The sequence below is a fragment of the Winogradskyella helgolandensis genome, assembly GCF_013404085.1.
In the GTDB taxonomy this organism is placed as follows: Bacteria; Bacteroidota; Bacteroidia; order Flavobacteriales; family Flavobacteriaceae; genus Winogradskyella; species Winogradskyella helgolandensis.
This window is the reverse complement of the sequence record NZ_JABFHO010000001.1, coordinates 2,171,835-2,197,594: the sequence shown is the minus strand read 5'-3', so window position 1 is coordinate 2,197,594 and position 25,760 is coordinate 2,171,835. Positions and strand designations below refer to the sequence as shown.

Below are 25,760 nucleotides of genomic sequence, written 5' to 3'. Positions count from 1 at the left end.
GTACTTATAATGCTAATTAGTCTTCAAAATAAGTTTTTTGGTAAGTAGATTAAAGCGAATAAACAAAAGAATTGCCGCAACAGTTAAGCCTGCTATAAGTCCAACCCAAATACCTAAGCTACCATAGGCGTCTTCTTTTCCTAAATAATAACTAATAGGGAAACCAACAACCCAATACGAAATAAAGGTAATTATAGTCGGGATTTTAACATCCTGCAAACCACGTAACGCACCAAGTGCTATCACCTGAAGACTATCACTAATCTGAAAAACAGCTGCAGCTAACAATAAAGTTGCAGCAATTTTCACAACTTCTGCTGTGTCAACTGCATTTTCAGGATCATCTAAATCTACATACAAATCTGGAAGAAATTGATGGAATAAGACAAAGAACAAAGCAAAAATAACGGCAAAAATAAACCCGACAAAAAATATCGATTCAGCAATACGTTTTAAAGCTTTGAAATCTTTTAATCCTTTTTGATTACCGACTCTCACCATTGCAGCAACACTTAATCCTGTTGCCACCATAAAGGTCATTGAAGACAAGTTAAGTGCAATCTGATTCGCAGCTTGCGCATTAGCTCCTAAAGTTCCGCTTAGCCAAATGGCAGCTGTAAAAATACCCACTTCAAAAAACATTTGCATCGCACTAGGCAATCCTAAATTACTTAGCTTTTTAATAGGTTGTTTACTTAGCTGAAAGAATTTAATATTAGTCACGTAAGCTTTTGATTTTTCGCGTTTTGCTAATAGCCACCATAAATATGCGACCATTACAAAACGTGAAACTAAAGTACCAACAGCCGCACCAACAATTCCCATTTCAGGACAACCAAACTTTCCAAAAATTAAAACGTAATTAATAGCCACATTGAGCAGGTTGGCAACAATGGTTGCATACATAGGATATTTGGTTAACGATAAACCATCGCTAAATTGCTTAAAGGCCTGAAAAACAATTAAAGGAACCAATGAAAATGCCACTAAATCTAGATACGGAATTGCTAAATCGACCACTTCTTCTGGCTGATCCATGATATACATTAAGGGCTTTGCAAATAATAAAACACCAAATAATACGAGACCTAAAACCGTACATAGAAAAAGGCCATGCTTAAAAACAGATTTTCCTTTTTCAAAATTATTTTCTGTATCTGCTTCTGCAACTAAAGGTGTAATCGCTGTAGAAAAACCAATACCTATAGACATTGCAATAAAAATGAAGCTATTACCTAAAGATACAGCAGCTAATTCTGCTGCACCCAACTGACCAACCATTATATTATCTACAAAACTCACAAAGGTATGACCAAGCATACCCAACATTACTGGAGATGCGAGTTTCAGATTGTATCTAAATTCTTTCGTGTAGTTGCTTAAAACCATGGTGCAAAAGTAATACTTCCATTTAGTTTTAATAATGAAATATCTGGTAAATAAAACACAACTTTAAAGTAGAAAAAGTGTACAATAGAACCCTTAAAGTTAAGCCAAATTAATCGATTCTCTTAGCCTGTGTTAAAAACGATAAGCCTTGCTGACCAGATGTAGACGTCATTACTCCTTCAAAAATTGGCTCAGGACAAGCTTTAGGTGTATTCCAATCGAAAATAAAATTACCACCTGTACCACCTGAAATATCCACTTCATTGATTACAATATCTATCGTTTCCATAGGAGTTAAATAAATAGGATCGTCTATATACGATTTAATTAAGGCACCGTGTGTATCGTAATAATTGATTTTAGATAAATAAATACTGTCTTTGGCGCTTGTATTTCTTAAACTTATCATAGCTGTAAGATTATACATTTTATGCTGAGAGTAACTATAGATCTGAGAGTAAACCGATAAATATGATTCTCCTGAAGTTAATGAATCAGTAGGTTTAATAGTTGCTTGTCTCGCCTTCCAATCGACTTTTTTAAATTCCTCTTTACCCAAAACTTCATTACAAGAGTAAAAACCAAAGAGCACTATAAATAAAATTATTATTCTTTTCATAATGTGATAATTTGCTTTATGATTCATAATAAAAATACGGGATTGAATGGGTTTAAACACTTAATTATAATGATAAATTTTGGAACTGCAAATAAAATTAAAACTTAATATACATCTCCCTCAACCTTCGTTTTAGTTTTAATTCAATATAGTATTTCCTAATATATTATTAACTTCTGATAAGCTATCGTCATTATCCAAAAGTAGCACTAAAATATCGTTAGCTTCAATAATAGTAGATCCGCCTGGACGCACAAACTTATTATTTCGTTTAATCATTACAATAAACGCTGATGTTGGAAAATGTAAATCTATAATACGTTTATCTACTGCAAAACTATGAGCAGGTATCAAAATTTCTTCCATTGCTGATTTGGGCAAATTAAGAATATATCTGTCATTTTCCGCTATAGGTTTTATCTCTTCTGGCAAGGCTACATTTAACCATTTTGCAAACAGAGATAGCGTTGTTCCTTGAATTAAAACAGAAGTCACCGAAATAAAAAATACAATATTAAATATCATATTGGCTTTATCTATTCCTGCTAAAAGCGGATACGTAGCAAACACGATCGGAACAGCACCACGCAAACCAACCCAAGAAATATAAAACCTCCTACCAAGTTTCATTTTAAAAAACATAAGACTTATAAATACCGCTGCAGGTCGTGCGACAAGAATAAGGAAGATTGAAATGAGTAATCCAATTCCCATATAAGGGATTATTTGCGAAGGAAAAACAAGTAATCCTAATGTGAGGAATAGCACGATTTGCATTAACCATGCTATTCCATCAAACATTTTCAGAATTGTAGACTTATGTATTAAATCTTGATTACCTAAATAAACCGCACATATATAAATGGCAAGAAACCCATTACCACCTATAAAATCAGTGGCAGAAAATGTAATAAACATTAGGGCGATAACTAGGACTGGGTAAAGTCCTTCGAAACCTAATTTAATTCTATTGATAATTAATTCACTTAATTTCCCAAAGGCAAAACCAGCAATACCACCTAATATCATTTGTTGTAAAAACATTAGAATCATGTTGAGAAAACTCTGGTCTTGATTAATTACCAAACTTAAACACGCCAAGGTTAACACATATGCCATGGGATCATTACTTCCACTTTCAAGCTCTAATGTTGGTCTTAAATTCGTTTTTAAAGCTAGATTCTTGGAACGTAAAATAGAAAAAACGGCTGCCGCATCTGTAGAAGATACAATAGACCCCAACAACATACTTTCATAAATTGTAAAATCTGTTACAAACCAAACAAATGTTCCCAATGTTGCTGCAGTTAGAAAAACGCCAAGAGTTGATAAAATGAGCCCTTCTTTAAGAATGGGTTTGATGGCTTTAAAATTGGTATCTAAACCACCGGAAAACAAGATAAAATTAAGAGAAATAATACCTATCAGCTGTGCTAACTTAGGATCATCAAATCGAATACCACCAATACCATCAGATCCTGCAAGCATTCCGATAGCCAAAAAGAGGATTAATGTCGGAACTCCAAATTTATAAGATGTTTTACCTACGACAATACTTATAAAAAGTAATAGGGATCCTATTAAGAGGATGTTTTCAGTGGTTAAATTCATACATTACTAGCTAAAATTAGCAAGCACAAATTTAAGTTTTTTATTAAAAAAAATGCAGTAAATAAACGTTTTAAAACGTAGTCCTTCAATAAATTATGAACTTATAACAAAAGACTTGTCATTTATCAATTTAGACAAAATCCAAACAGTTTAATTACCATATTCACAGTCTTTTAAATGGAGTTATAATGAACTGATAGTATTTTTAGCCAACTCATACTCACTCACCATCTCCTTTACAATCTCAGCAACTGGTTTTACATCATGAATCAAACCTGCAATTTGACCAATTTCTAATTCTCCATCTTCTAAATCACCTTCAAACATACCACGTTTTGCTCTAGCCCTTCCGAGCAATTCTCTAAGTTGTTCTGGCGATGGACTGGTTTTATAGAGTTCTTGTAAGTCGTTGTAGAATTTATTCTTCACTAATCTAACAGGAGCTAATTCTTTCAAGGTTAATTGGGTATCTCCTTCTTTAGCATCAACAACAACTTGCTTAAACGCTTGGTGCGCTGAAGATTCTTCACTCGCTACAAATCGGCTTCCTACTTGTACTCCATCGGCACCCAAAATCATACAGGCTAACATCGCTTTTCCTGTGGCAATACCACCTGCTGCAATTAAAGGAATTTCAAGTTGTTCTTTTACCATTGGTATCAATGTCAACGTTGTAGTTTCATCTCTTCCATTATGTCCTCCTGCTTCAAAACCTTCTGCAACAATAGCATCGACTCCGGCATCTTGAGCTTTTAAGGCAAATTTCACACTACTTACCACATGCACCACTGTAATGCCTTTGTCTTGTAACCATTTGGTCCAAGTCTTCGGATTTCCGGCAGATGTGAAAACAACCTTCACACCTTCTTCTACAATGATATCCATGATTTCTTGAACATTGGGATACAACATGGGTACATTAACTCCAAAGGGGTTATCGGTTGCTGCTTTACATTTTTGAATGTGTTCTCGCAACACATCTGGATACATAGAACCTGCTCCTATTAAACCTAATATGCCTGAGTTACTTGCTGCAGATGCTAATCTCCAACCACTGTTCCAAATCATTCCGGCTTGGATGATTGGATATTTTATATTGAAAAGTGAGGTAATTCTATTTGCCATTAGTGCTTTATAAATTTGAATGTTTTTGAACTATTTTTCGTTGAAAGCTTAATTACATATAATCCTGAAACTAAACCTGAAACAGTAATAGACTTCGAATTTTCAGTTATCATTTGATTTAAAACTTCTTGACCTAATTGATTGTAAATTGAAACTTCTAACTGATTTACGTTTGAAGGCATTTCAATATTCAAATTAGTGGTTACTGGATTAGGATACAATTTAAAATCTTTAAGCTGTTCTTCATTTAAAGATAACACCGTAGTTCTCACTAAATCTAAATCTGGAATTCCATACCCTAGAAAATCATCTGGCGTATTAAATTGTGACGCTGATTGCCTCACATAATCCATAACTTCGGATGGTGACGCATTAGGAATAGCTTGCCACAACGATGCAATACCTCCACAAAGAATGGGGCCACTAAAGGAAGTTCCATTATTCTGAACAATACTATTATACTCATTAATCACATAGGCTAATCCTGCTCTGGCAACCACATCTGGTTTTTGATAACCTACTTGAGCATCACTCCCTCTGGAACTAAATGACACATAATCTCCATCCGCATCTACTCCTCCAATAGATAATACATTTGGTGAATCTGCAGGAGAACCAACTGTTTGCCAATCCGTTGCCCCAGAATTTCCTGCACTCACAACCACTAAAATTCCTTTTTCTGCAGCAATGGAAGCTCCTTTAGAAATAAAGGTCGTTTCACCATTCATATCCGTTGGTGTATAATCGTAATTAGAGTTATCAAAAGTTTGATATCCCAATGACGTATTAATCATATCTACACCTAAGCTATCTGCGCGCTCTGCAGCTTCCACCCAATAACTTTCTTCTACGGGATTTTCACTTCCGGCATCTTCAGTTCTAAAAACATAATACGAGGCATCTGGAGCAGTGCCAACATAGTCATCTTGAATAAATCCTGCCATTGTGCTCAATACTTGAGTACCATGATTACTTCCTGTATAGTCATACACATCTGAAGTTCTATCTACAAAATCATAACCGTCTAATAAGTCACCATTATCTCGTAAACGCTGAAATGCTCCCATCGTACTCACACCGGGAAAGCCAGAATCCATTACGGCGATCGTAATACCTTCTCCTGTAAAATCTGCCAAATGAAGATTATCAACATTAATCATTTCTACTTGGTTTTGTGTATCTCCATAAGTAAAAGCAATTGTTTCGTCTTCAGTATGTGTTTTATTTACAATTAAAGAAGATCTTGATAAGGTGTTTAAACTTTTATTAGCAAAATCAATACTCTCAACAAAAATTAAATTGCCAAGTGCATTAATGTCATCTTCCGTTCCTCTAACATGAACGGCATTAAACCATTTGGATTTTGCCAAGACTGCAATTCCTGTTTGGGATTTTAAATCTGAAATATAGGTTTCGTTAACCGGCACATCACGTTCATCAATAGAAATATTATGATTTTGCTTTCTATCTATAGCTTTTTGTGTAAGAATGCTAATTGGGTTTTCTACTAAAGCTGAAGCATTTGGCTTATCAGTTAGGTAGATCCATGCGTCTTCTTGAGCGAAGCTATTAGTAATGAATATTAAAAGAATAATTGTAAAAATATTTTTCATAGGATTTTAAATCTAACGTGTTCTCGATACAATTTCTAACTATAAAAAAGTTAAAAATCACTCGAACTGATGATTTCGACGTAATCTATCAGAAAAATTAATCTAAATGCAAGTTAAGAAATTACACCCGAACCTAACAATTCATCTTCTAAATACCAAGCCACAAACTGGCCTTCGGTAATTGCAGATTGCTTGTTTTCAAATTCTACATACATACCAGAAGCGACTTTATGTAAGGTCGCTTTTTCCAAAGTTTGTCTGTAACGAATTCTAGCCATTACAGCTAAAGTCCCACCTTCTTTTAAAGCTAAATCTTCTCTAACCCAATGCAATTCTTCATTAGTCACAAACAATACATTTCGGTATAAACCAGGATGTTGTTTACCTTGACCTGTGTAAATAATATTGTCTTTGACGTCTGTATCAATAACAAATAAAGGTTCTACTGTTCCACCAACTCCTAAACCTTTACGTTGCCCTTTAGTAAAATAATGCGCACCTTGATGTTTCCCAACAACCTTTCCATCTGTTAGATTATAGATTGTTTTTTTAGATAGAAATTCTAATTCCTTTTCTTTTGAATCGAATTCTGGTAACGCTTGATTATAGATTTCCAAACGACTATCAACCTCAACGATATCTCCTTCTTTAGGTTTTAATTGTTGCTGTAAGAATTCTGGCAACCTCACTTTCCCAATAAAACATAAACCTTGAGAATCTTTCTTTTCTGCTGTGATTAAATCTTGTGCTTTTGCAATTGCTCTTACTTCTGGTTTTAATAATTCACCTATAGGAAATAATGCCTTAGCTAATTGTTGTTGTGATAATTGACAAAGAAAATACGACTGGTCTTTATTAGGATCAGCACCAGCTAACAACTGATGTATTTGTTTCCCCTCTTTTTCAATAGTTCCTTTTCTGCAGTAATGACCTGTAGCAACATAATCTGCACCTAATTCTAAAGCGATATCCATAAAGACATCAAACTTTATTTCACGATTACAAAGTACATCTGGATTTGGTGTGCGTCCTTTTTCGTATTCGTTAAACATGTAATCTACAATGCGCTCTTTATATTGCACACTTAAATCTACCGTCTGAAAAGGGATTCCTAATTTATCCGCGACCAACATGGCATCATTGCTATCTTCTAACCACGGACATTCATCTGAAATGGTCACAGAATCATCGTGCCAATTTTTCATAAAAAGTCCAATAACCTCGTAGCCTTGCTCTTTTAAAAGATAAGCTGCAACACTAGAATCTACTCCTCCTGAAAGTCCTACAATGACTCTTTTCATATTAATTACCTACGAAAGCAGGTTTCTCTTTTAATTAATAACTAGATGCTTTTTGAAAAACACCCCTAAAGTCCCCTCAAGGGGACAATCTAAAACATGAACATTACATATTCATATTGTTTTTGTTCGAAAAACTTGGGCAAAATTACAAATAAAAAAGGCAATCCTATTAAGATTGCCATTCTGAAATTCTATGAGATGTATAGCTTTAAACTATTCCTTTTTAGATATTACTTCTTGTGTGGTATGGTCTATTTCTTTTGTTAGTTTCCCATCCTCATAATAGTTCCAAAGACCTTTTTTCTGACTATTATTATAATTGCCTTCTGAAGTTATATTTCCAAGAGCATCATAGTTAATTGTTTTGCCTTCTAATTCACCGCCTTTATAATGCGTATGCCTTAGTAAAATACCTTTCTCAGAAAACCATTTAGATTCACCATCTAGTTTTCCCTTTTTATAATGTGCACTTTCAGCAACAGACCCATTTTTGAAATAGACATAGCGTTCGCCTTCAAGTAAACCATCATCATTATAATGCTCTTCAATCATTTTTATTGAAGAATTCTTATGATAATACGTCCATAGTCCAATAAATCGTTTACCATTCATTTTACCCTCACTTATCACCTTTTTAGTAGAGGCTATAAACGTAACATCGGCAATACTGTCTTTCTCATTAAAAACTTTTACAGCACTTAAAACACTTTTCCCACCAGATAAGGTATAGAATTTAAACGAGTCAATTTCTTTACCATGTTTAAAAACACCTTCATAACGTTTTTCTTTGGTTTTGTGGTAATTTTTGGTCCATAACCCGTGTCGTAGTCCGTCTTTATCCAATTGATTCACCGGATCTTGGGCGAATGCAGATGTTAAAAATAGTGTTAAAGTGAAAAGCGCGTAAACTTTTTGTTTAATCATTTAGTAAATTTGTTAAACAAACCGGTCGAGGTTTGAATGTTGAACAATATAAAAACTCAAAACAATGAAAATTATTTTAAAAAACTTCACTTTACTTGCAGTATTTCTGCTAACGATAGGAACCACTTCATGTAGTGATGATGATGACAACGTAACAACACCAGCTACAACTACAGTTATAGATGTAGCATTAGAAAACAATTTAACATCTTTAGCTGCTGCTTTACAAGCAACCGATTTGGTAACCACCTTACAAGGTGAAGGTCCATTTACAGTTTTTGCGCCTACAAATGATGCATTTGCACAATTATTAAATGACACAGGTTTAGATTTAGATAATTTATCTACAGATGAAGAAGCCTTAGTAAGAAATATTCTATTAAATCATGTAATTATTGGATCTACTGTAACGTCTACAGATTTAGTTAATGCTGGATCAGGATATACGAACACCGCTGCAACAGGTCCAAACAATGCAAATCTTAGTTTATACTACACAACCTCTAATGGCGTTATGCTGAATGGATCGTCAACCGTTACAAATGCAGATAATACCGCAACTAACGGTATTGTGCATATTGTTGATGACGTTATTGGTTTACCAACTATTGCAACGTTTGCGACAACGAATCCTGCTTTATCAAATTTAGTAGCGGCTTTACAATTGGCTGACAGTGGTACACCAACTGTACCTTATATCGCTACAGTATCCGATGCTACTGCAGGACCATTCACTGTATTTGCTCCTTCTAATGATGCTTTTGCTGATTTATTATTAGAGTTAGATCCTTCTGGAAATACTGCTCTTGGTGATTTAGACGCTGCCACAGTTGATGCCGTTTTAACATATCATATTGTAAGTGGTAATGTGCAATCTAGTGGCTTACCAAATGGAACTGTTACCACTTTAGGAGGTGACATTACTGCTGATAATTCAGCTTTTACATTAACAGACCCAAATAGTCGTGTCAGTAACATTGTCACTAGCCTTGTAGATATTCAATCCATAAATGGTGTGGTACATGTTATAGACAAAGTACTTTTACCAATGCAATAAAATTAAGAATTAGAGGTAGACACCCTCATTTTTATTAGGTTGATTAATTAGTTAGGTAAAGGCTCAAACGGTAAAAGGTTTGGGTCTTTTTGATTCTAATACTTTAGAAAAATAAATTCGACGATGGCCTTTGGGGAAATTCTTAATTTCACCAATAACTTCATAATCATTTTTTATATAAAACTCTTCTGCTTGAAAATCAAAAGTATCAACCATTGCAATGCTTGCACCTTTTTTTATGGCTTCATTTTCAAGATAGTTTAATAACTTACTTCCTAAACCTTGATTTCTGAAGTCTTCATTTATCCAAAGGATTTTAATCTCTAAGCCATTCCAGTAATTGATTCCTGCCAAAACACCTCCAATAACAGTATCATCTTCATTTTTTAAACTATACTCTAAGGGTGTCCAAATACTTGATAATGCAGCTACCTTATCTAAATTATAAGCATTAAGACCATCTACAATTATTTTAATATCTGCTTTGTTACAAACTTCAATTTTCATCCTTTCTAATTATTTAATAAAAATAGCCTCAACAAAAATGCTGAGGCTATAGTTTACTTATGAGTAATTAAGGTGAAGCTCAATTATTTCTTCTTACCTTTTTGTTGTGCTTGTTTTTGTGCCTCAGCTTGCTCCATCATTTCAGCCATTTTCTTCTGAAACTTGTTTTGTTTCTTAGGCTTTGTTTTACTGACTTCAATCTTAGCTAATACTTTATCTTCATCGATAATGTAGTTTTTAATTACTAACATAATACCAATACTAATTAAGTTAGAAATAAAATAATATAAACTTAAGCCTGATGCATAGTTATTAAAGAATACCAACATTAAAATTGGAGAGAAGTAAATCATATACTTCATCATTTTTTGCATATCTGGCATACCTTCTTGTGTTGGCTGTGTTGCCATTTGCTGACCAGTTGTCATTTTCATGTAAAAGAAAATAGCGATAGCTGCTAAAATTGGAAATAAAGCCACGTGATCCCCATATAATGGAATATGGAACGGTAAATCTAAAACAGAATCATAAGAACTTAAATCGTCTGCCCAAAGGAATCCTTTTTGTCTTAACTCGAAAGCTGTTGGGAAAAACATAAATAAGGCATAGAATACAGGAATCTGCATTAAACCTGGTAAACAACCACTCAATGGACTTGCCCCAGCTCTACTCTGAATGGCCATCGTTTCTTGCTGTGCTTTTAACTTATTGTCTTTGTACTTTTCTCTAACAGCATCTAATTCTGGCTTTAAGATTTTCATCTTTGCCTGAGATAAAAATTGCTTATACTGTACAAAAGACAATACGATTTTTACTAAAATGGTCATTACAATAATGGCGATACCATACGGTAAAAATCCACTAAGAAAACCAAATAATGGAATAAACAATACGACATTTATCCATCCAAAAATTCCCCAACCAAATGGTATACTTTTTTCTAAGTCTTTATCGTATGCTTTTAATGTTGAATTATCTGTTGGACCATAATACAGACCTAAGTTTTGATTTAATTCGCCACCACTATAAGCTAAAGGTATTTTAGAGGTATACAACTTTGTAAATAGAGTATCAATTTCTTCGTCCTCTACTAAATCTTCAGATGTTATTGCAGCTTTATTAAACGGACTATCGTTAGCCACTAAAATAGTACTGAAGAAATGCTGTCTGTAAGATAACCACTCTACATCATTAATAGATTCGTCATCATCACTTGCTTGCGATAATTTATCTACTTTACCATCATCATACATATACGTTAATCTCGTATAGCGATTTTCATAGCTTATACTCTTAGAATGACGAATACTTTTTTGTTTCCAATCTAATTCAATTGGTTGCGATGTATTAAAAACATTACTTAAACCTTGTGATTTAATTGAAAAGTCAATCATATAATCATTAGGTTTCAACTCGTAACGGTATTCTAAAAATGCTGTTTCAGAAACTTTAAGTTTCATAGAAACTACTGTATTTTCTCCATTTTTAGTTACACTTGGTTGAAAAGGAAAATCTTGCGTATTTAGTGTTCTATTATCCGAAGTTCCGAAGGTGATATTAAAGGCACTGTTATTATCCTTTACCATATAAACTGGTACAGAATCGTAATCTACAAAATTCCTCAGCTTTACTTCTGCTAAGTGCCCACCTTTAGTATTAAACTTTAATTCATAAACATCTGTTTCTACAGTTGTAAATTTATCTCCTACAGTTGGTAAGGTTAATGCATAAGCAAAAGAACCTACTTTATTTTGAAGTGCTACTTTTTGAGTAGAATCTAAAGCTTGTGTGTTTACGGAATAATCCGAGGCCGACGTTACTAAAGTTTCATTTTGCTTACTAACTTTTTCTGCTTCAACTTGTTCTTGTTCTGCTAGTTTCTGAGCTTCAAGTTCCTCTGGACTTGGCTGATTTTGGTACATGATATATAACAAAATACCAAATATGAGGACAAAACCTATTATAGATTTAACGTCGAATTTCTTTTCTTCCATGTTTAATTTTCAGTTTTAGACCTGTCATGTAAATTATACCTGACAGGTCTTGCGTGGCTACAATTGGTTAACTCAAATAGTTATCCAAAATTATGTTTACGCCAAAGTGACATACTATTAATTACTTTTTCTTCTTCTTATATTTTAGAGCTGCTGCAACAAACGCCACAAATAATGGATGTGGATTTTTTACTGTACTCTTATATTCCGGATGGTATTGTACACCAACAAACCAATCATTTTCAGGAATTTCTACAATTTCGACTAATCCTGTTTCGGGATTAAGACCTGTAGCTTTCATACCTGCTTCTTCAAACTGTACTTTATAATCGTTATTAAATTCAAAACGATGTCTGTGTCTTTCAGTAATCGTTTCCGTATTATAAACTTTATAGGCTATACTATCTTTTTCTATGTTACAATCCCATGTTCCTAAACGCATGGTGCCACCTTTATTAACAACACCTTTTTGCGATGCCATTAAATTAATCACAGGATCTGGCGTCTGTTCATCCATTTCTACAGAATTAGCATCCTTAAGATTTAATACGTTTCTGGCATATTCTATAACAGCCATTTGCATCCCTAAACAGATACCTAAAAACGGAATATTTTTTTCACGAACAAAACGTACAGCATCAATTTTACCTTCAATACCACGCTCACCAAAACCAGGTGCTACTAAAACACCATCTAAATGTCCAAGTTTAAACTCGATATTACTTTCTGATAAATATTCAGAATGAATAGGCTCTACATTTACCTTAACTTCATTTTCTGCTCCTGCATGAATAAACGATTCTAAAATAGATTTATAAGAATCTTGAAGTTCTACATACTTACCAATTAAACCTATAGTAACTTCACTTTTAGGATTTTTATGACGGTTTAAAAATTCATTCCATCGTTTTAAATCTGGCACATCACTTTTTAGTTGCAACTGATTTAAAACCACTTTATCTAAGCCTTCTTCTAGCATTAAATTTGGAACATCATATATCGTAGACGCATCAATAGATTCTATTACAGCTTCCTTTTTAACATTACAAAAACGTGCTAATTTGGTTTTTATACCCTCATTAAGCGGATGCTCTGTTCTACAAACTAATATATCAGCTTGCACACCACTTTCCATCAAAGTTTTTACACTGTGTTGAGTTGGCTTCGTTTTCAACTCTCCTGCAGCAGAAAGATAGGGTACTAATGTTAAATGGATAACGCATGTATTGTGTTCACCTAAGTCCCACTCCAACTGTCTTACAGCTTCAATGTATGGTAAAGATTCAATATCTCCTACGGTGCCACCAATTTCAGTAATGACAATATCATAATCACCAGAATTTCCTAAAATCTGAATTCTACGTTTAATTTCGTCAGTAATATGTGGAATAACTTGGACCGTTTTTCCTAAAAACTCACCACGTCTTTCTTTATCGATAACGCTTTGGTAAATTCTCCCTGTTGTGACGTTATTGGCTTGAGATGTTGGTACGTTTAAAAAACGCTCGTAGTGTCCTAAATCTAAATCGGTTTCTGCTCCATCATCCGTTACGTAGCATTCGCCATGCTCATAAGGATTTAAAGTGCCTGGATCGATATTAATATATGGATCTAATTTCTGAATGGTTGCTCTGTAACCTTGTGCTTGTAGGAGTTTAGCTAAAGATGCAGCTATAATGCCTTTTCCAAGAGAAGAAGACACGCCTCCTGTTACAAAAATATACTTAGGGTTTGTGGTCATGATACGCTTTTAAACGCAGGCAAAATTACGAAATTTAATGAGTTATTCTCCATTTGTTTATCGTTTGTTAATATGTTATTATTTCTTTGGGGATTCAAAAAAATACACACCCTTAACTAATGATTGCCAAAACATTATAAATTAAGAGTCCACTAATTTAATAGTTTCATAGTGTTCTCATAATATTTTTGAAGGCTAATGCATATTTATAAACATAATAATTTAACCAAATACCGATGAGATATACTGAATAAAATAAGATTTATAATATAGCCTTTACCAAAATCACAGTAGAGGAAAACGAAATTTCCTGTTCACTATATGTCTTTATTTTTATCATTTAAAAGATTTAAAACATCACTTCCTAAAATCTCTACGTATGGTATAAATTAATTCTTCTAAGCCATTGATTTTGATTTCGCACATCTGAGCCATCATACGTCCAAGTTTTCCTTCAGGAAATCCTTTTTGCTGATACCAGATATAGTAATATTCTGGAATATCTATTAAATATTGATTTTTGTATTTGCCAAATGGCATTTTGTAATGGGCTAATTCAATTAAAACTGTGCCGTCTAATTCCATTTTAAATGAATTTTAATGTAGATAAAAAGTAGATTGTGTTGTGCAAAAGATATTAAAATTTCAAAATCATTAGCCTACAAAGACTTGTAATCTTCAAATTTACTCAGTTCTTTTTGAATTGTGATTCGCCATTCTTTTTGCATTTCTCTATTCATAGAATGATCTGTTTCCTCATCGTAACGTCTTTGCGTATCATTTACAGCTTCATTTATGGTTGCATGTAACCTGTTCATTTGCTCTTTCACATTTTGATTCACTTTCAACTTTTTTATTTGCGCTCTAAATTGACGTGCATAAAGTTCTGTAATATCAAAATGTAACTGTTCATGAGCTAAAATATGAGCATTCGCTTTATCCTTTAAATACCAAGATTTATTCGGGTAAAAATGCGCTTCAACAGTCGTAGAAAAATCAACGATTCGCTCTCCCGATGTTTTAACAGAATACCCAAAAGTAATACCAGAAGCTGTTAAAGCAACAGCATCAGATTCTGAATCAGGAGCTCCTTTAAAGTCTACCCAAGTAAGTTTAGCTTCACTCCAAGTCACGGACTCGTCTTCATTAAAAGTGCTTCCTAGAAAAAATAGGGTTAAAATTATAAGTAGGTTTTTCAAGAGTAATTATTTCGAATTAAAAGTAATAACTTTTTCGAGAGTATAATACTAAAAGCGATATAAGCCTAGAAAATGACTATTAAGGGTATCATTTATAAACTATTCTGCCTTTACAATTCTAAGGTCATCATATTTTACAATATATACCGCTTCGTTAATATAGCCACCAGACAGCGCTTTATTATATCTAAACTTATTTTCAATATATTCCGTTTCAATTGAATCTGTTGATGCTTCGTATAAATTTTCAGCAGAAGCTAATCGCATTAAAAGATCTAAAGTAATATCAAAGCCACGTGCCACATATTTACTTGGTGTTACACCATATTCTTTGCGGTATGCCTCAACAAAGCCATTTGATTTTGTCTCATCAAAATCTTTATGTACAGATGGATAATGAAATTTAAGATGAGATAAGTTATTGTTATCTATATCTTTTCCTTCAAATGCCTTCCCTTTGTTTAAGGTTGCCAATACAATTTCAGTTTTATCTACAGCAAAACCATTTAGCATACTAATAACGCTTGATGCCAAAGATGAATTATCAGTTTCTAAAAACACTACGGTCTTACCAGCTGAAAATACATTCTGTAAATTAGCATGATAAATATAATACGCATCTTTTGTTTTGTCTTTTTTATCTTTTTGTGTTAAGATTAATTTAGAATTAGGAAACACTTTTTGTAAAGCTTCACTACTAGTTTTGTGCGCATGATCTGAAATAATAACCACTTTAGTTTTTAAACTATCTGCTTTCACAAAATCTATCATAACTTTACTCAACAACTTTTCGTCTGGTATCGTCTGAAATACATTACTGTAACCTTGCTTAGGTTTAATCATTGCTGCAATTACAGGTATATTATCTGATTTTAAAGTCATTGCAACACGATTAAAACTATTTTCTTCCATTGGTCCAATCACTGCATCATAGTCAGAGAAGTCATTCTCTGCTAATATTTCTGCTGTTTTTGAAATATGATAACGTGTATCAAAAACTTTCAAATCTGTTGAAATCCCTAATTGTTTTGCCGAGTCTAAAGCCATCATTACACCAACATGAAAATCTAAAACAACAGATAAACGTTTGTCTTCTTTAATCTTCTCTTTAGTTTCTTCTACAGCATCTACATCAATTCGATCTAGACGATACGGCATCATTAAGGCTATTTTTTTAGTTTTAAAGTTGCTTAAGTTGCTTTTTAAATTTGTAGTTTGAACAGCTTCTAATTCACTAGTCGTATCAACACCTGCTGGTACTTTTAAAATCATACCGGCTTTCAAACCCGTTTCTTTTAACTCTGGATTTAAATCTTCAAGTTGTTCTTGCGTTAAGTTGAGTTTTATGTTTAATCTAAAAAATCCTTCTTTAGGTAAAACTTCATAATAACCAAATTTAGATTCAATATCCTTTTCTTCCTTATCGTGTATATTAGGTACATTTAGTTCATCTCCAGGCTGAATTGTTTCATTCATAAATGGATTTAATGCTTCTAAATCTGCAACAGAAATTCCAAATTTATAGGCAATTCCCCATTTACCATCTTGAGGTTGTACAGTGTATTTTTTTACGGTATTCGTTAAGGTTTGTTTTGAGACAACTGATTTAAAGCGTGGTATTCTAATCTTATCGCCTTTCTTAAGGTTTTCAGAATACAACGAACGGTTTGCTTTTTTAATTTCTTCTTCAGATACATTGTATTCTTGCGCTAAACCGTACAACGTTTCTTTTCGTTTTACCCTATGATCTTTATACCCAATAAGTTCTCTGCTATCTTCTACAATAGACTCATTCTTTACTTTAGAATTTGGAATAATTAAAACCGTATTGGGTTGAAATTTACGTTTAGCATCAGGATTGAGCGCATAAATATCAAAAGGAGTTACTAAATAACCTTTGGCTATACTTTCAATCGTCTCACCTGGTTTTACAGTATGCTCAATATAATTTTGAGCACTGAGACCAATTGTAAACGCAATTAATATGATGGCTAAAATATTTTTCATGTATTCTATATTACTTTTTTATAATGATGCTGAAACAAGTTCAACACAATCTGAGACTTATAACTGAATCCTTTTTTGCTGAAATGTCAATTTGACTAAACTCAGCGACCGAATTCACTTTTTATATTTTACTACGAACTAAGATTGAATACTGTAAAATTTTTACTCCCACTCAATAGTAGCTGGTGGTTTTGAGCTGATATCATATACAACTCTATTTACCCCTTTTACTTTATTTATAATTTCGTTTGATGTTTTTTGCAAAAACTCATACGGTAAATTTACCCAATCAGCTGTCATTCCGTCCGTACTTTCCACTGCTCTTAAAGCTACACATTTTTCATAAGTACGTTCGTCTCCCATCACTCCAACACTATTGACAGGTAATAACATCGCTCCGGCTTGCCATACTTTATCATACAAATTCCAAGAACGCAGATTATTAATAAAAATAGCATCAACCTCTTGTAATATACGCACTTTTTCAGCAGTTAGATCTCCAAGAATCCGAATTGCCAATCCTGGACCAGGAAACGGATGACGACCTAGCAACTGTTTATCCATATTCATGGAAGCTCCAACACGTCTTACTTCATCCTTAAACAATGCTCTCAGTGGCTCTACAACTTTCAACTGCATATAATCTGGCAATCCACCAACATTATGATGACTTTTTATCGTTGCACTTGGTCCGCCAGTTGCTGAAACACTTTCTATCACATCAGGATAAATAGTACCTTGAGCCAACCATTTTACATCTTGAATTAAATTTGCTTCAATATCAAAAACATCAATAAATGCTGAGCCAATGGCTTTTCTTTTAAGCTCAGGATCACTCAACCCTTTTAAAGCATCCAAAAAGCGTGCCGAAGCATCTACTCCTTTTACATTAAGCCCCATACCTTCGTATTGATGTAATACGTCTTCGAACTCATTTTTTCGTAATAAACCGTTATTTACAAAAATGCAATAGAGGTTTTTTCCAATAGCTTTATGTAATAACATAGCAGCAACTGAAGAATCTACTCCTCCAGATAATCCAAGTACTACTTTATCATTTCCTAATTGAGCCTTAAGACTATCAACGGTTTCTTCAACAAAAGATTGTGGTGTCCAATCTTGCTCTACCTCAGCAATTTTAATTAAAAAGTTACTTAAAAGCTGATGACCATCTGTAGTATGATAAACTTCAGGGTGAAATTGAATAGCGTACGTTTGCTCTCCTTCAATTTTATAAGCTGCATTTTCTACATCAGTTGTACTCGCTAAAAGCACTCCATCTGCAGGTAATTGTTTAATGGTATCACTATGGCTCATCCAAACTTGGCTGCCTTCATGTATGTTTTCGAAAAAATCCTCATCTGGTTTTACAAAACTTAAATTTGCTCTTCCGTATTCTCTTGTATTGGATTCCGCTACTTCACCACCTGAAAAATGGGCCAAGTACTGGGCGCCATAACAAACGGCTAGCATTGGCTTTTTTCCTCTGATGCCTTCTAAGTTGGGATGAAGCACTGCTTCTCCTCTTACTGAATTTGGACTACCAGATAAAATAACAGCTTTAAAGCTTTCTGAATCTGAAGGAATTTTATTGAATGGATGTATCTCGCAATAGATATTTAACTCTCTAACTCTGCGCGCAATAAGCTGTGTGTATTGCGATCCGAAATCTAATATTAGGACTTTGTTGTGTTGCATGCGCAAAAATAGTAAGGTTTTACGAATTACAATTTATGATTTACGATTTTTTGAATTAATTTTCTTTACTCAGAATATATTTTGTTTTGATTTAGTTGAATCAATAACATTCAATCGCGCTATCAAAAAAAAAGCTGCCCTTTTAATAAAGACAGCTTTTTAGTTATTATCAATTTATTATAATCTATCTAATAATAAGCTTTTGTGTTTTAACTTGACTAGCATTAAATACTTTAACAAAATAGACTCCAGTCCCAATCCTTGAAACATCAATTGTGTTAATTATGTCTAGGTGATTGATAGGTTGATTTAACACTATACGACCATGAATATCGTATAGATTAACTTTTGTGGCATCATTAAGCACACCTTTAACAACTAATGTTTTTGGATTCGTTGTGGTATAAATTTGTAATGTATCGAAATCATTGTCTTCTACTGATAATACAGTTGATGAGAAACGAAGATAGAAACGACCTGTACCATTTAAATCTGTGTTTGGTGTAAGTGTATAATCTCCTGAATTCAGTAACGTAACAGTATTGGTAACATTGTCTTCTAAATAAACCTCTACTTCAGTTGGTAACGTAGTTTCACTTATACTAAATGTAAGTTGTTCCCCTTGATTGGCATTAACTCCTAATGGAATAATTGTATTTTCTAAATCTGTTGGATTTAAAGCTTGTAAAGCCATAGGAAGCCCTGTATTATCTTCTACTAAATGAGAGTAGATTGCAAAATTCGGCGCGATATTACCTAAAATTTTACCATCATATCCAAGATCTACACCTCGACTCGCATTTGTATTAAAATAAAACTCCGTACCATAACTGTTCGCATCTGTACTAGCATTCAACTTTAAAAACGTTAATACTTCTGAACTACGACCAGCTATAAAATCATCATCGTTACCTATGACTCGCATTGAAGGGTCAAAAGTAATATCATAAGCATCTTGATACGCTGCGTTGGCAGCAACAAAGAACCCTTGTCCTGGCGCCATTAATTTTTCTGAAGCATTAGCTAGTGTAATAACAGACCAACCATCAGATGCATCTCCATCATATCCATATATACCAGAGACATTTTCTAAGATACTTAAATTCGTAGTAGCAGGATTTATTCCATTATCTAAAACATGACTTAAAAATAATTCCATATCTAAATAAGATGGGTACGGATTTCCAACTAAATTCCAATCTGCATAAGTTGCCCCTGTATTTCTGATATCTACTGTGACTGCTGCTGTTGGGACAGTACCTGTAAAAGTTAAATTAGTACCAGAAACCGTACCTGCTCTGTATCCTACACCACTATTTAAAGTCGCTGAAACAGCATCTGTATACGTTAAGTAACTATCTGAAGTTTTATCAAAAGGTCCAAATAAATATGTTCTTGGATTGTTATTTCCGTCATTTAATATATCAGTTGCATTATCATCAGATAGCAAAAAGTTTTCCCAAGTCTCTCCTGAAAGCGGTGGTGAAATAAGATCATTCCCACCTGAGTTAGCATTAACATAACGCTCATATTTTACGGTTCCTTCAATTGTACCATCAACAATTAAGCTAGAGTACGATTGTGAAGTTGACTTTAAAGTTGTTTCACTAGTTGTTAATGTTGCTCCATTATTTATAGTAAGTGAAGCTCCAGGACTAACCGTTAGTATATCACATGTCGTATTAGATGATATTACAGCATTGCCTGCCTCAACTATAATCTCATCATATAAATTGGAGATACCATTTGGATCGTTTGGTGACCAACCAATATTATCATCAAATGTATAGGTTACACTTAAATCTGTAAATTCCCATTTAAAAAAATCAGAGCCATCATTAGGATACACCTTAACACTAGCTCCATTAGCTAAAGAATTATTCTCTATCCCAGCATAAAGATTGTTCACTTTACTCTGTATAGCATACATGTCATTTCCAAGATATATTAACGAAAACAATTGGGCATTAGTTCCATTATCATTATATTGTATCAAATTGGTACCGGAAATTTGACCACCACCTTGTACATCTATATTTTTATTACTATGAACTGCTTTTATCGTATAATAACCATTTCCATCAGGTGTAACTATAAATTTCTGATTATTACTTAACGTACCTGGCTCTTGGATAACATCAGTAAAATTAGTTTGAGATTGATTAGCAATATCCATTACTAAACTACTTCCCACATTGGTAATAGTGTAAATAGAGGTGCTAATCGCAACATTATCATAAACTTCTATAAGTGTAGAATCTGTGAAACCACCATCCACCGTAGTTGCTGTAATAGTAGCAATCCCTTCAGCTACTCCTGTTACATTTCCTGTAGTATCAACTAAAGCAATTGCTTCATCACTAGAAGACCATAGTATATTTTGGTCACAAGCATTAATCGGCAATACGGAAGCTGTTAAAGCAATATTTTCTCCTGTAGAAACTATTGCCGACTCTTCTAATAGAGACACTCCTGTTACAGGAACTTCGAACGCTGTAAATGTCCATTTAAAAAAATCAGAACCATCATCTACATAGGTTTTAATACTACCACCATTGTTAAGTGAACTATTTTCTATACCCAAATAAAGGTTGTTTGTTTTACTTTTTATGGCATACTGATTATTTCCTAGGAACTCGAATGAATATAATTGGGCATCTGTACCATTCCCTTGATATTGTATCACATTGGTTCCTGAAGCTTGACCTGCACCTTGTACGTCTAAATTTTTATCACTGTGAACTGCTTTAATGGTATAATAACCGTTTCCATTAGGCTCAACCATGAACTGTTGATTTAATTGATTTCCACCGGCTATAAAAGTCCATTGTTGGACATTCGCACCATTCGCTTGAGACAAACCAGCGATATCCATAACCAATCCACTTCCTACATTAGTAATAGTATAAGTACAAGCATCAATTGTAGGATCCTCATAATTAGGGTCAAGTTGGTCAATCCATGCTTCAATAAGATCTACTCCTGCCTGATCTACTTCATTTTTAGCCACAGGAGGCATTGCTACCGTTTGATCAACACTTTCAATTCTATGAAAAAGAATGGAGTTTTCTGCATCTCCAGCGATAACTATTCTATTTAAACCGTCAACAGGCTCATTGGTTCCTGCATACATGAGGCCTGTATCGACTAAAGAGTTAGATAATCTTAAATCAAATTGAGCTCTTTCTCCTGTTCCTCCAGGTCTATGACAATAAGCACAGTTGTTATCTAAATAAGATCTTGCCCTTTCATCTAAACTAGCAATAGGATCATCTATTGCCTTATGTGTTTGATATCCTAACACTGTGTTGTCATCAATGGTTTCATCTAAAATACCTAAATGACTTAGAGTCACCAATTGATTGGCATTAACTGACGTTTGTGGGTACGTAATATTTGAATTTAAAAATCTAGTCCTAGGACCTATTGAACCATTTGTCGCAGGATTATGACAAGCGATACAATCTTGAGTACTTGGATAAGTCCATGTTTGATATCTTGGTGTTCCGCTAGTTGTAGTGATTTCAATATTTTCATCTAAACCAGACTCTAATAAAACGGCATCCGTTTGATTAGTGTTCCATTTATACGTTAAAAAATAAAAATCACCTGTACTCGCCTTAATCGAAAAACGCGTTTCTAATCGTTTTGTTATATTAGGATTTGAATCATCTATAGGCAATTCAAAATGTTTTATAAGAACGGAACCGACAGGAAATTCCCAATCTCCATCTTCAGAAAAACTAATTTTTTCGTCTGGAGTATCATGTGTTCCATCATTTGGAATTACCATCCATCGTTTTTTCTCAGCACCATCTGACCAAAATGATTCTACTAACTCATATGGTAGCACCCCAGAATTTGGAGTTAAGGTTGCTAAATCTTGAAATGCACCTGTCTCTGAAAGTAATTCAGGGACATTATCAAGTGGAGAGCCGTTGACTTGGGTCATCTTGTAAAGTGAAACATTATTACCTTGACTTAACAAGTAAAGTTCTCCCTGATTATCCTCACCAAAAGAGATGATGTTTGTAGGTGAAAATGCTGTTATAAGTTCATAAGTTCCTGTACTTATATCAACAACCCAAATTTCTTCACCCGTTCCGTAATCTGCACATATATATTTACCATAATATTCTGGCATAGCGGTTCCTCTATAGACAAACCCACCCATTAAGGCATTAGCTTCAGCACGAGGAAAGGCCACTAAAGGACCTTCATGAGCCATATTATTATACATGCCATCATCTGGCGCTCCACAATTTACACCTGGTCCTGCCACATTCCCTTCATAAATAGGCCATCCGTAATTTTTACCTTTACTAAGAATGTTAACTTCTTCATGTGTACCAGCACCAACTTCTCCAATATACATCGTACCTGTTAATGCATCTTTACTCATTCTATGTGGATTTCTATGCCCAATAGTGTAATATTCTTCAAAATTATCACCCAAAGGACTTAAAAATGGATTATCATTAGGAATACCATAACCAACACCAGATATTTCGTCATTAAAACGACCTGTATTTAAGGTTCTAATAGGATTATGACTTTTTGTTGGGTCTTGATCAACATCCAAACGTAATACACCACCATCTAAATTCGTTGTAATATTTTGTGATTTTGTGTAAGCAGACTGCTCACCCGTTGTTAGATATAAAAATCCATCATCACCAAACTCTAAGGCTCCACCACGATGGCTACTACTGAACATTCTAATCTTAATCATAGTTAGTTCTGATCCTGGAACAACTGTAAATGTTATTGGATTTAATTCGTAGCGTCTTAAATACGAAAAACCACCCCAATAATCCTCTTTATAGCAGCCAAAACCACTCACAAAGGCATTTGGATAATTATTACCATTTTCATCTTTAGACGTATAATAGGTGTAAATATAATTTTTACCTGGTGTTCCAAATTCAGGATGAATTTCTAAACCTAAAAATCCACCATCCCAAACAACTCCAACTTCGTTAGACAAATCTGCGACGAGATTTTTTGTTGTGACCGCATTATCATTCTCAAATGAATAAATTTCACCATTTTGCTGACCAATAATCAACACATTACTATTTGGAACTGTAGTAAATGTTAAAGGCGAATTAAATGTCAGGTTTGGAAAGGCTGGTTGATATGGGTTCGCAGATGCTGTCACATCCGGAAAATTTCCATTTAAAAATGTCCCTACAGATTCCGGTTGAGTAAGTCCTGGTCCAAAAAAATAAGGTGAAACACCTAAAATTGTAAAAATAGAGAGTCCAAAAAACAAAATAGAAATCTTGCTTTTCTTGATTGAAAAGAAATTCATTTAGTAAAAAGTTTTCATTAATAGCGCTGTAAATAAAAGCGTTTAAAATGTAATTCAAACTTTAAAGAGTTAAACTGCTTTTTTTTTCGACAAAACATCTAATCATCAGACAAATAGAGCTTTTTTTTCGATTAAAAAACGTAAATAAAACAATTGAAAACACTAAAAACCCTACCTATTCTAAGCTTATAATTCCCTACCTTTCAATTCGAAATGTGCCAACCATAATAATCATAAGAAAAGTGTTGCTATAATTTTTTAGTTAATAATCCAATTTCTAAATGTACTTATTCCATAGTCTCCAAAATCATAGCAATATCCTTTTCCGTTGTATCTGGATTGATAAAACAGAAACGTGAACACGTTTCATAAGTATCACCATTTTTCCATTTGGTTGGAGTAACTAAAGCAAATCCTTTTTCATGATTTTCATACGTCCAATGCGTATAATCTTCGGGTTGCCACCCTTTTCTTCTGTAAAGAACACAAGACAAACTTGGCTCCCTAACTAATTCTAAATCTGGATGTGCTTCTATGAGTTTCCCTGCAATTTGCGCTAATTCTAAACCACGTTCTACAGCTTCTTTATAACGATCTGTGCCATGAGTCGCTAATGAAAACCATAAAGGCAAGCCTCTTACTCTTCGTGTTAATTGAATTTGATAATCGGTTGGATTAAATCCATGAGCGCCTTCATCTTTAAAGATTTCGAGATAAGAACCTTGTTGTGAATGGGCGTTTTTTGCCAATTCCATATTCTTGTATATTACAGCACCACAATCGTAAGGAGAAAACATCCATTTATGTGGATCAATGGTAATACTATCGGCTTTTTCGATACCATTAAATAAATGACGAACAGAATCAGCCACTAAAGCTCCTCCACCATAAGCGGCATCGACATGAAACCATAAATTTTCTTCATCACAGACGTTTGCAATACTTTCTAAATCATCTATAATACCTGCATTAGTTGTACCTCCTGTCGCCACAACAGCAAACAAACATTTACGTTGGTGCGCTGTTAAAGTAGCTATAGTCTCTTTAAGTGCGTCTCCTGTTAAATGTTCTTCTGAATCGACCATAACAATATCCACATCAGCCACTTTTGCCATAGCTTTCACAGATGAATGTGCTCCAATAGAGGTAATTATCAATCCTTTTTCGCGCTTAAACTCTGGGTTTTCCCGCCAATGTTCTCTTGCTGTAACAATCGCTGATAAATTAGCTGCAGTACCTCCACTTGTAAACACTCCAAATGCTCCTTTAGGCAATCCTGTTAAAGACACAATCCACTCCATGGCTTCATTCTCACAAAATATACCTCCTGCACCTTCCATCCAATAGGCTCCATGAATACTTGATGCCGCCGTAATTAAATCGAACATAATAGCCGCTTTAGTTGGAGATGCTGGCACAAAAGCTAAATTACGAGGATGATCTACAGGAACATTGGCATTTGCTAGATGCTCTTTCCACAGGTTAAATGCATACTCACCACCTACTCCTTTCGCTGTCACCGTTTCACCAACAATTGCTTTTAATTCTTCGGATTTTTTTGGTTTTCCTATTTGATGCTCTGTTGCTGAAACTCTTCCTATGACGTATTTCATAACATCTAAGGTCATTTCAACAAGATCTATATCAATTTTATGCATGAA

Annotated in this window: 17 protein-coding genes; 1 reads left to right on the top strand and 16 read right to left on the bottom strand. The window is 34.0% G+C overall.

The genetic code is table 11. The features are described from left to right. Positions 1 to 12: 12 nt before the first annotated feature. The 7 genes from HM992_RS09060 to HM992_RS09030 form a co-directional block, all read right to left on the bottom strand. Positions 13 to 1,389, bottom strand: a complete 1,377-nt coding sequence (locus tag HM992_RS09060; protein ID WP_179319432.1) for an MATE family efflux transporter — start codon at positions 1,387 to 1,389, stop codon at positions 13 to 15. A 109-nt stretch (positions 1,390 to 1,498) separates the two neighbouring features. Then, the gene (locus HM992_RS09055; protein ID WP_178984672.1) at positions 1,499 to 2,008 is read right to left on the bottom strand and encodes a DUF3124 domain-containing protein; all 510 of its coding nucleotides are present in this window, start codon (positions 2,006 to 2,008) and stop codon (positions 1,499 to 1,501) included. A 138-nt stretch (positions 2,009 to 2,146) separates the two neighbouring features. Next, positions 2,147 to 3,619, bottom strand: coding sequence for a potassium/proton antiporter (locus HM992_RS09050; protein ID WP_178984671.1), 1,473 nt, complete (start codon positions 3,617 to 3,619; stop codon positions 2,147 to 2,149). A 183-nt stretch (positions 3,620 to 3,802) separates the two neighbouring features. Continuing rightward, complete coding sequence (locus tag HM992_RS09045) at positions 3,803 to 4,744, bottom strand: NAD(P)H-dependent flavin oxidoreductase (protein WP_179319431.1); 942 nt, start codon at positions 4,742 to 4,744, stop codon at positions 3,803 to 3,805. Further along, positions 4,744 to 6,357, bottom strand: coding sequence for a S8 family serine peptidase (locus HM992_RS09040; protein WP_179319430.1), 1,614 nt, complete (start codon positions 6,355 to 6,357; stop codon positions 4,744 to 4,746). The genes HM992_RS09045 and HM992_RS09040 overlap by 1 nt, the downstream gene beginning before the upstream one ends. Before the next feature lie 113 nt (positions 6,358 to 6,470). Continuing rightward, positions 6,471 to 7,658, bottom strand: a complete 1,188-nt coding sequence (gene mnmA / locus HM992_RS09035) for a tRNA 2-thiouridine(34) synthase MnmA (protein WP_179319429.1) — start codon at positions 7,656 to 7,658, stop codon at positions 6,471 to 6,473. A 213-nt stretch (positions 7,659 to 7,871) separates the two neighbouring features. After that, positions 7,872 to 8,582: a toxin-antitoxin system YwqK family antitoxin gene (locus tag HM992_RS09030; RefSeq protein WP_179319428.1), complete on the bottom strand. Its 711-nt coding sequence runs from the start codon at positions 8,580 to 8,582 to the stop codon at positions 7,872 to 7,874. Between the two features lie 64 nt (positions 8,583 to 8,646). On the opposite strand from HM992_RS09030, the gene HM992_RS09025 reads away from it, so the two are divergent. Beyond that, positions 8,647 to 9,639: a fasciclin domain-containing protein gene (locus HM992_RS09025; RefSeq protein WP_179319427.1), complete on the top strand. Its 993-nt coding sequence runs from the start codon at positions 8,647 to 8,649 to the stop codon at positions 9,637 to 9,639. Between the two features lie 63 nt (positions 9,640 to 9,702). On the opposite strand, the gene HM992_RS09020 is transcribed toward HM992_RS09025, so the two are convergent. The 9 genes from HM992_RS09020 to HM992_RS08980 all read right to left on the bottom strand — a co-directional run bounded on the left by HM992_RS09020 (position 9,703) and on the right by HM992_RS08980 (position 25,757). Beyond that, positions 9,703 to 10,146 (bottom strand): GNAT family N-acetyltransferase, encoded by a 444-nt coding sequence (locus tag HM992_RS09020; protein ID WP_179319426.1) that lies wholly within the window; start codon positions 10,144 to 10,146, stop codon positions 9,703 to 9,705. Between the two features lie 83 nt (positions 10,147 to 10,229). After that, complete coding sequence (gene yidC / locus HM992_RS09015; RefSeq protein WP_179319425.1) at positions 10,230 to 12,140, bottom strand: membrane protein insertase YidC; 1,911 nt, start codon at positions 12,138 to 12,140, stop codon at positions 10,230 to 10,232. Positions 12,141 to 12,261: 121 nt separating this feature from the next. After that, complete coding sequence (locus HM992_RS09010; RefSeq protein WP_179319424.1) at positions 12,262 to 13,881, bottom strand: CTP synthase; 1,620 nt, start codon at positions 13,879 to 13,881, stop codon at positions 12,262 to 12,264. A gap of 357 nt (positions 13,882 to 14,238) precedes the next feature. Beyond that, on the bottom strand, positions 14,239 to 14,466 hold the full coding sequence (locus tag HM992_RS09005) for a DUF3820 family protein (RefSeq protein WP_179319423.1): 228 nt from the start codon (positions 14,464 to 14,466) through the stop codon (positions 14,239 to 14,241). Positions 14,467 to 14,540: 74 nt separating this feature from the next. After that, the gene (locus HM992_RS09000) at positions 14,541 to 15,080 is read right to left on the bottom strand and encodes a DUF922 domain-containing protein (protein WP_179319422.1); all 540 of its coding nucleotides are present in this window, start codon (positions 15,078 to 15,080) and stop codon (positions 14,541 to 14,543) included. A 99-nt stretch (positions 15,081 to 15,179) separates the two neighbouring features. Further along, positions 15,180 to 17,087: an amino acid ABC transporter substrate-binding protein gene (locus HM992_RS08995; protein ID WP_179319421.1), complete on the bottom strand. Its 1,908-nt coding sequence runs from the start codon at positions 17,085 to 17,087 to the stop codon at positions 15,180 to 15,182. A gap of 162 nt (positions 17,088 to 17,249) precedes the next feature. Further along, positions 17,250 to 18,785 carry a glutamine-hydrolyzing GMP synthase gene (gene guaA / locus HM992_RS08990; RefSeq protein ID WP_179319420.1) on the bottom strand — a complete coding sequence of 512 codons (1,536 nt, stop codon included), beginning with the start codon at positions 18,783 to 18,785 and terminating at the stop codon, positions 17,250 to 17,252. Between the two features lie 184 nt (positions 18,786 to 18,969). Then, positions 18,970 to 24,099, bottom strand: coding sequence for an RICIN domain-containing protein (locus HM992_RS08985; protein ID WP_179319419.1), 5,130 nt, complete (start codon positions 24,097 to 24,099; stop codon positions 18,970 to 18,972). Between the two features lie 287 nt (positions 24,100 to 24,386). Continuing rightward, a complete protein-coding gene (locus HM992_RS08980; RefSeq protein ID WP_178984657.1) occupies positions 24,387 to 25,757 on the bottom strand; it encodes a pyridoxal phosphate-dependent decarboxylase family protein in 1,371 nt (456 codons plus the stop codon). Positions 25,758 to 25,760 lie beyond the last annotated feature (3 nt).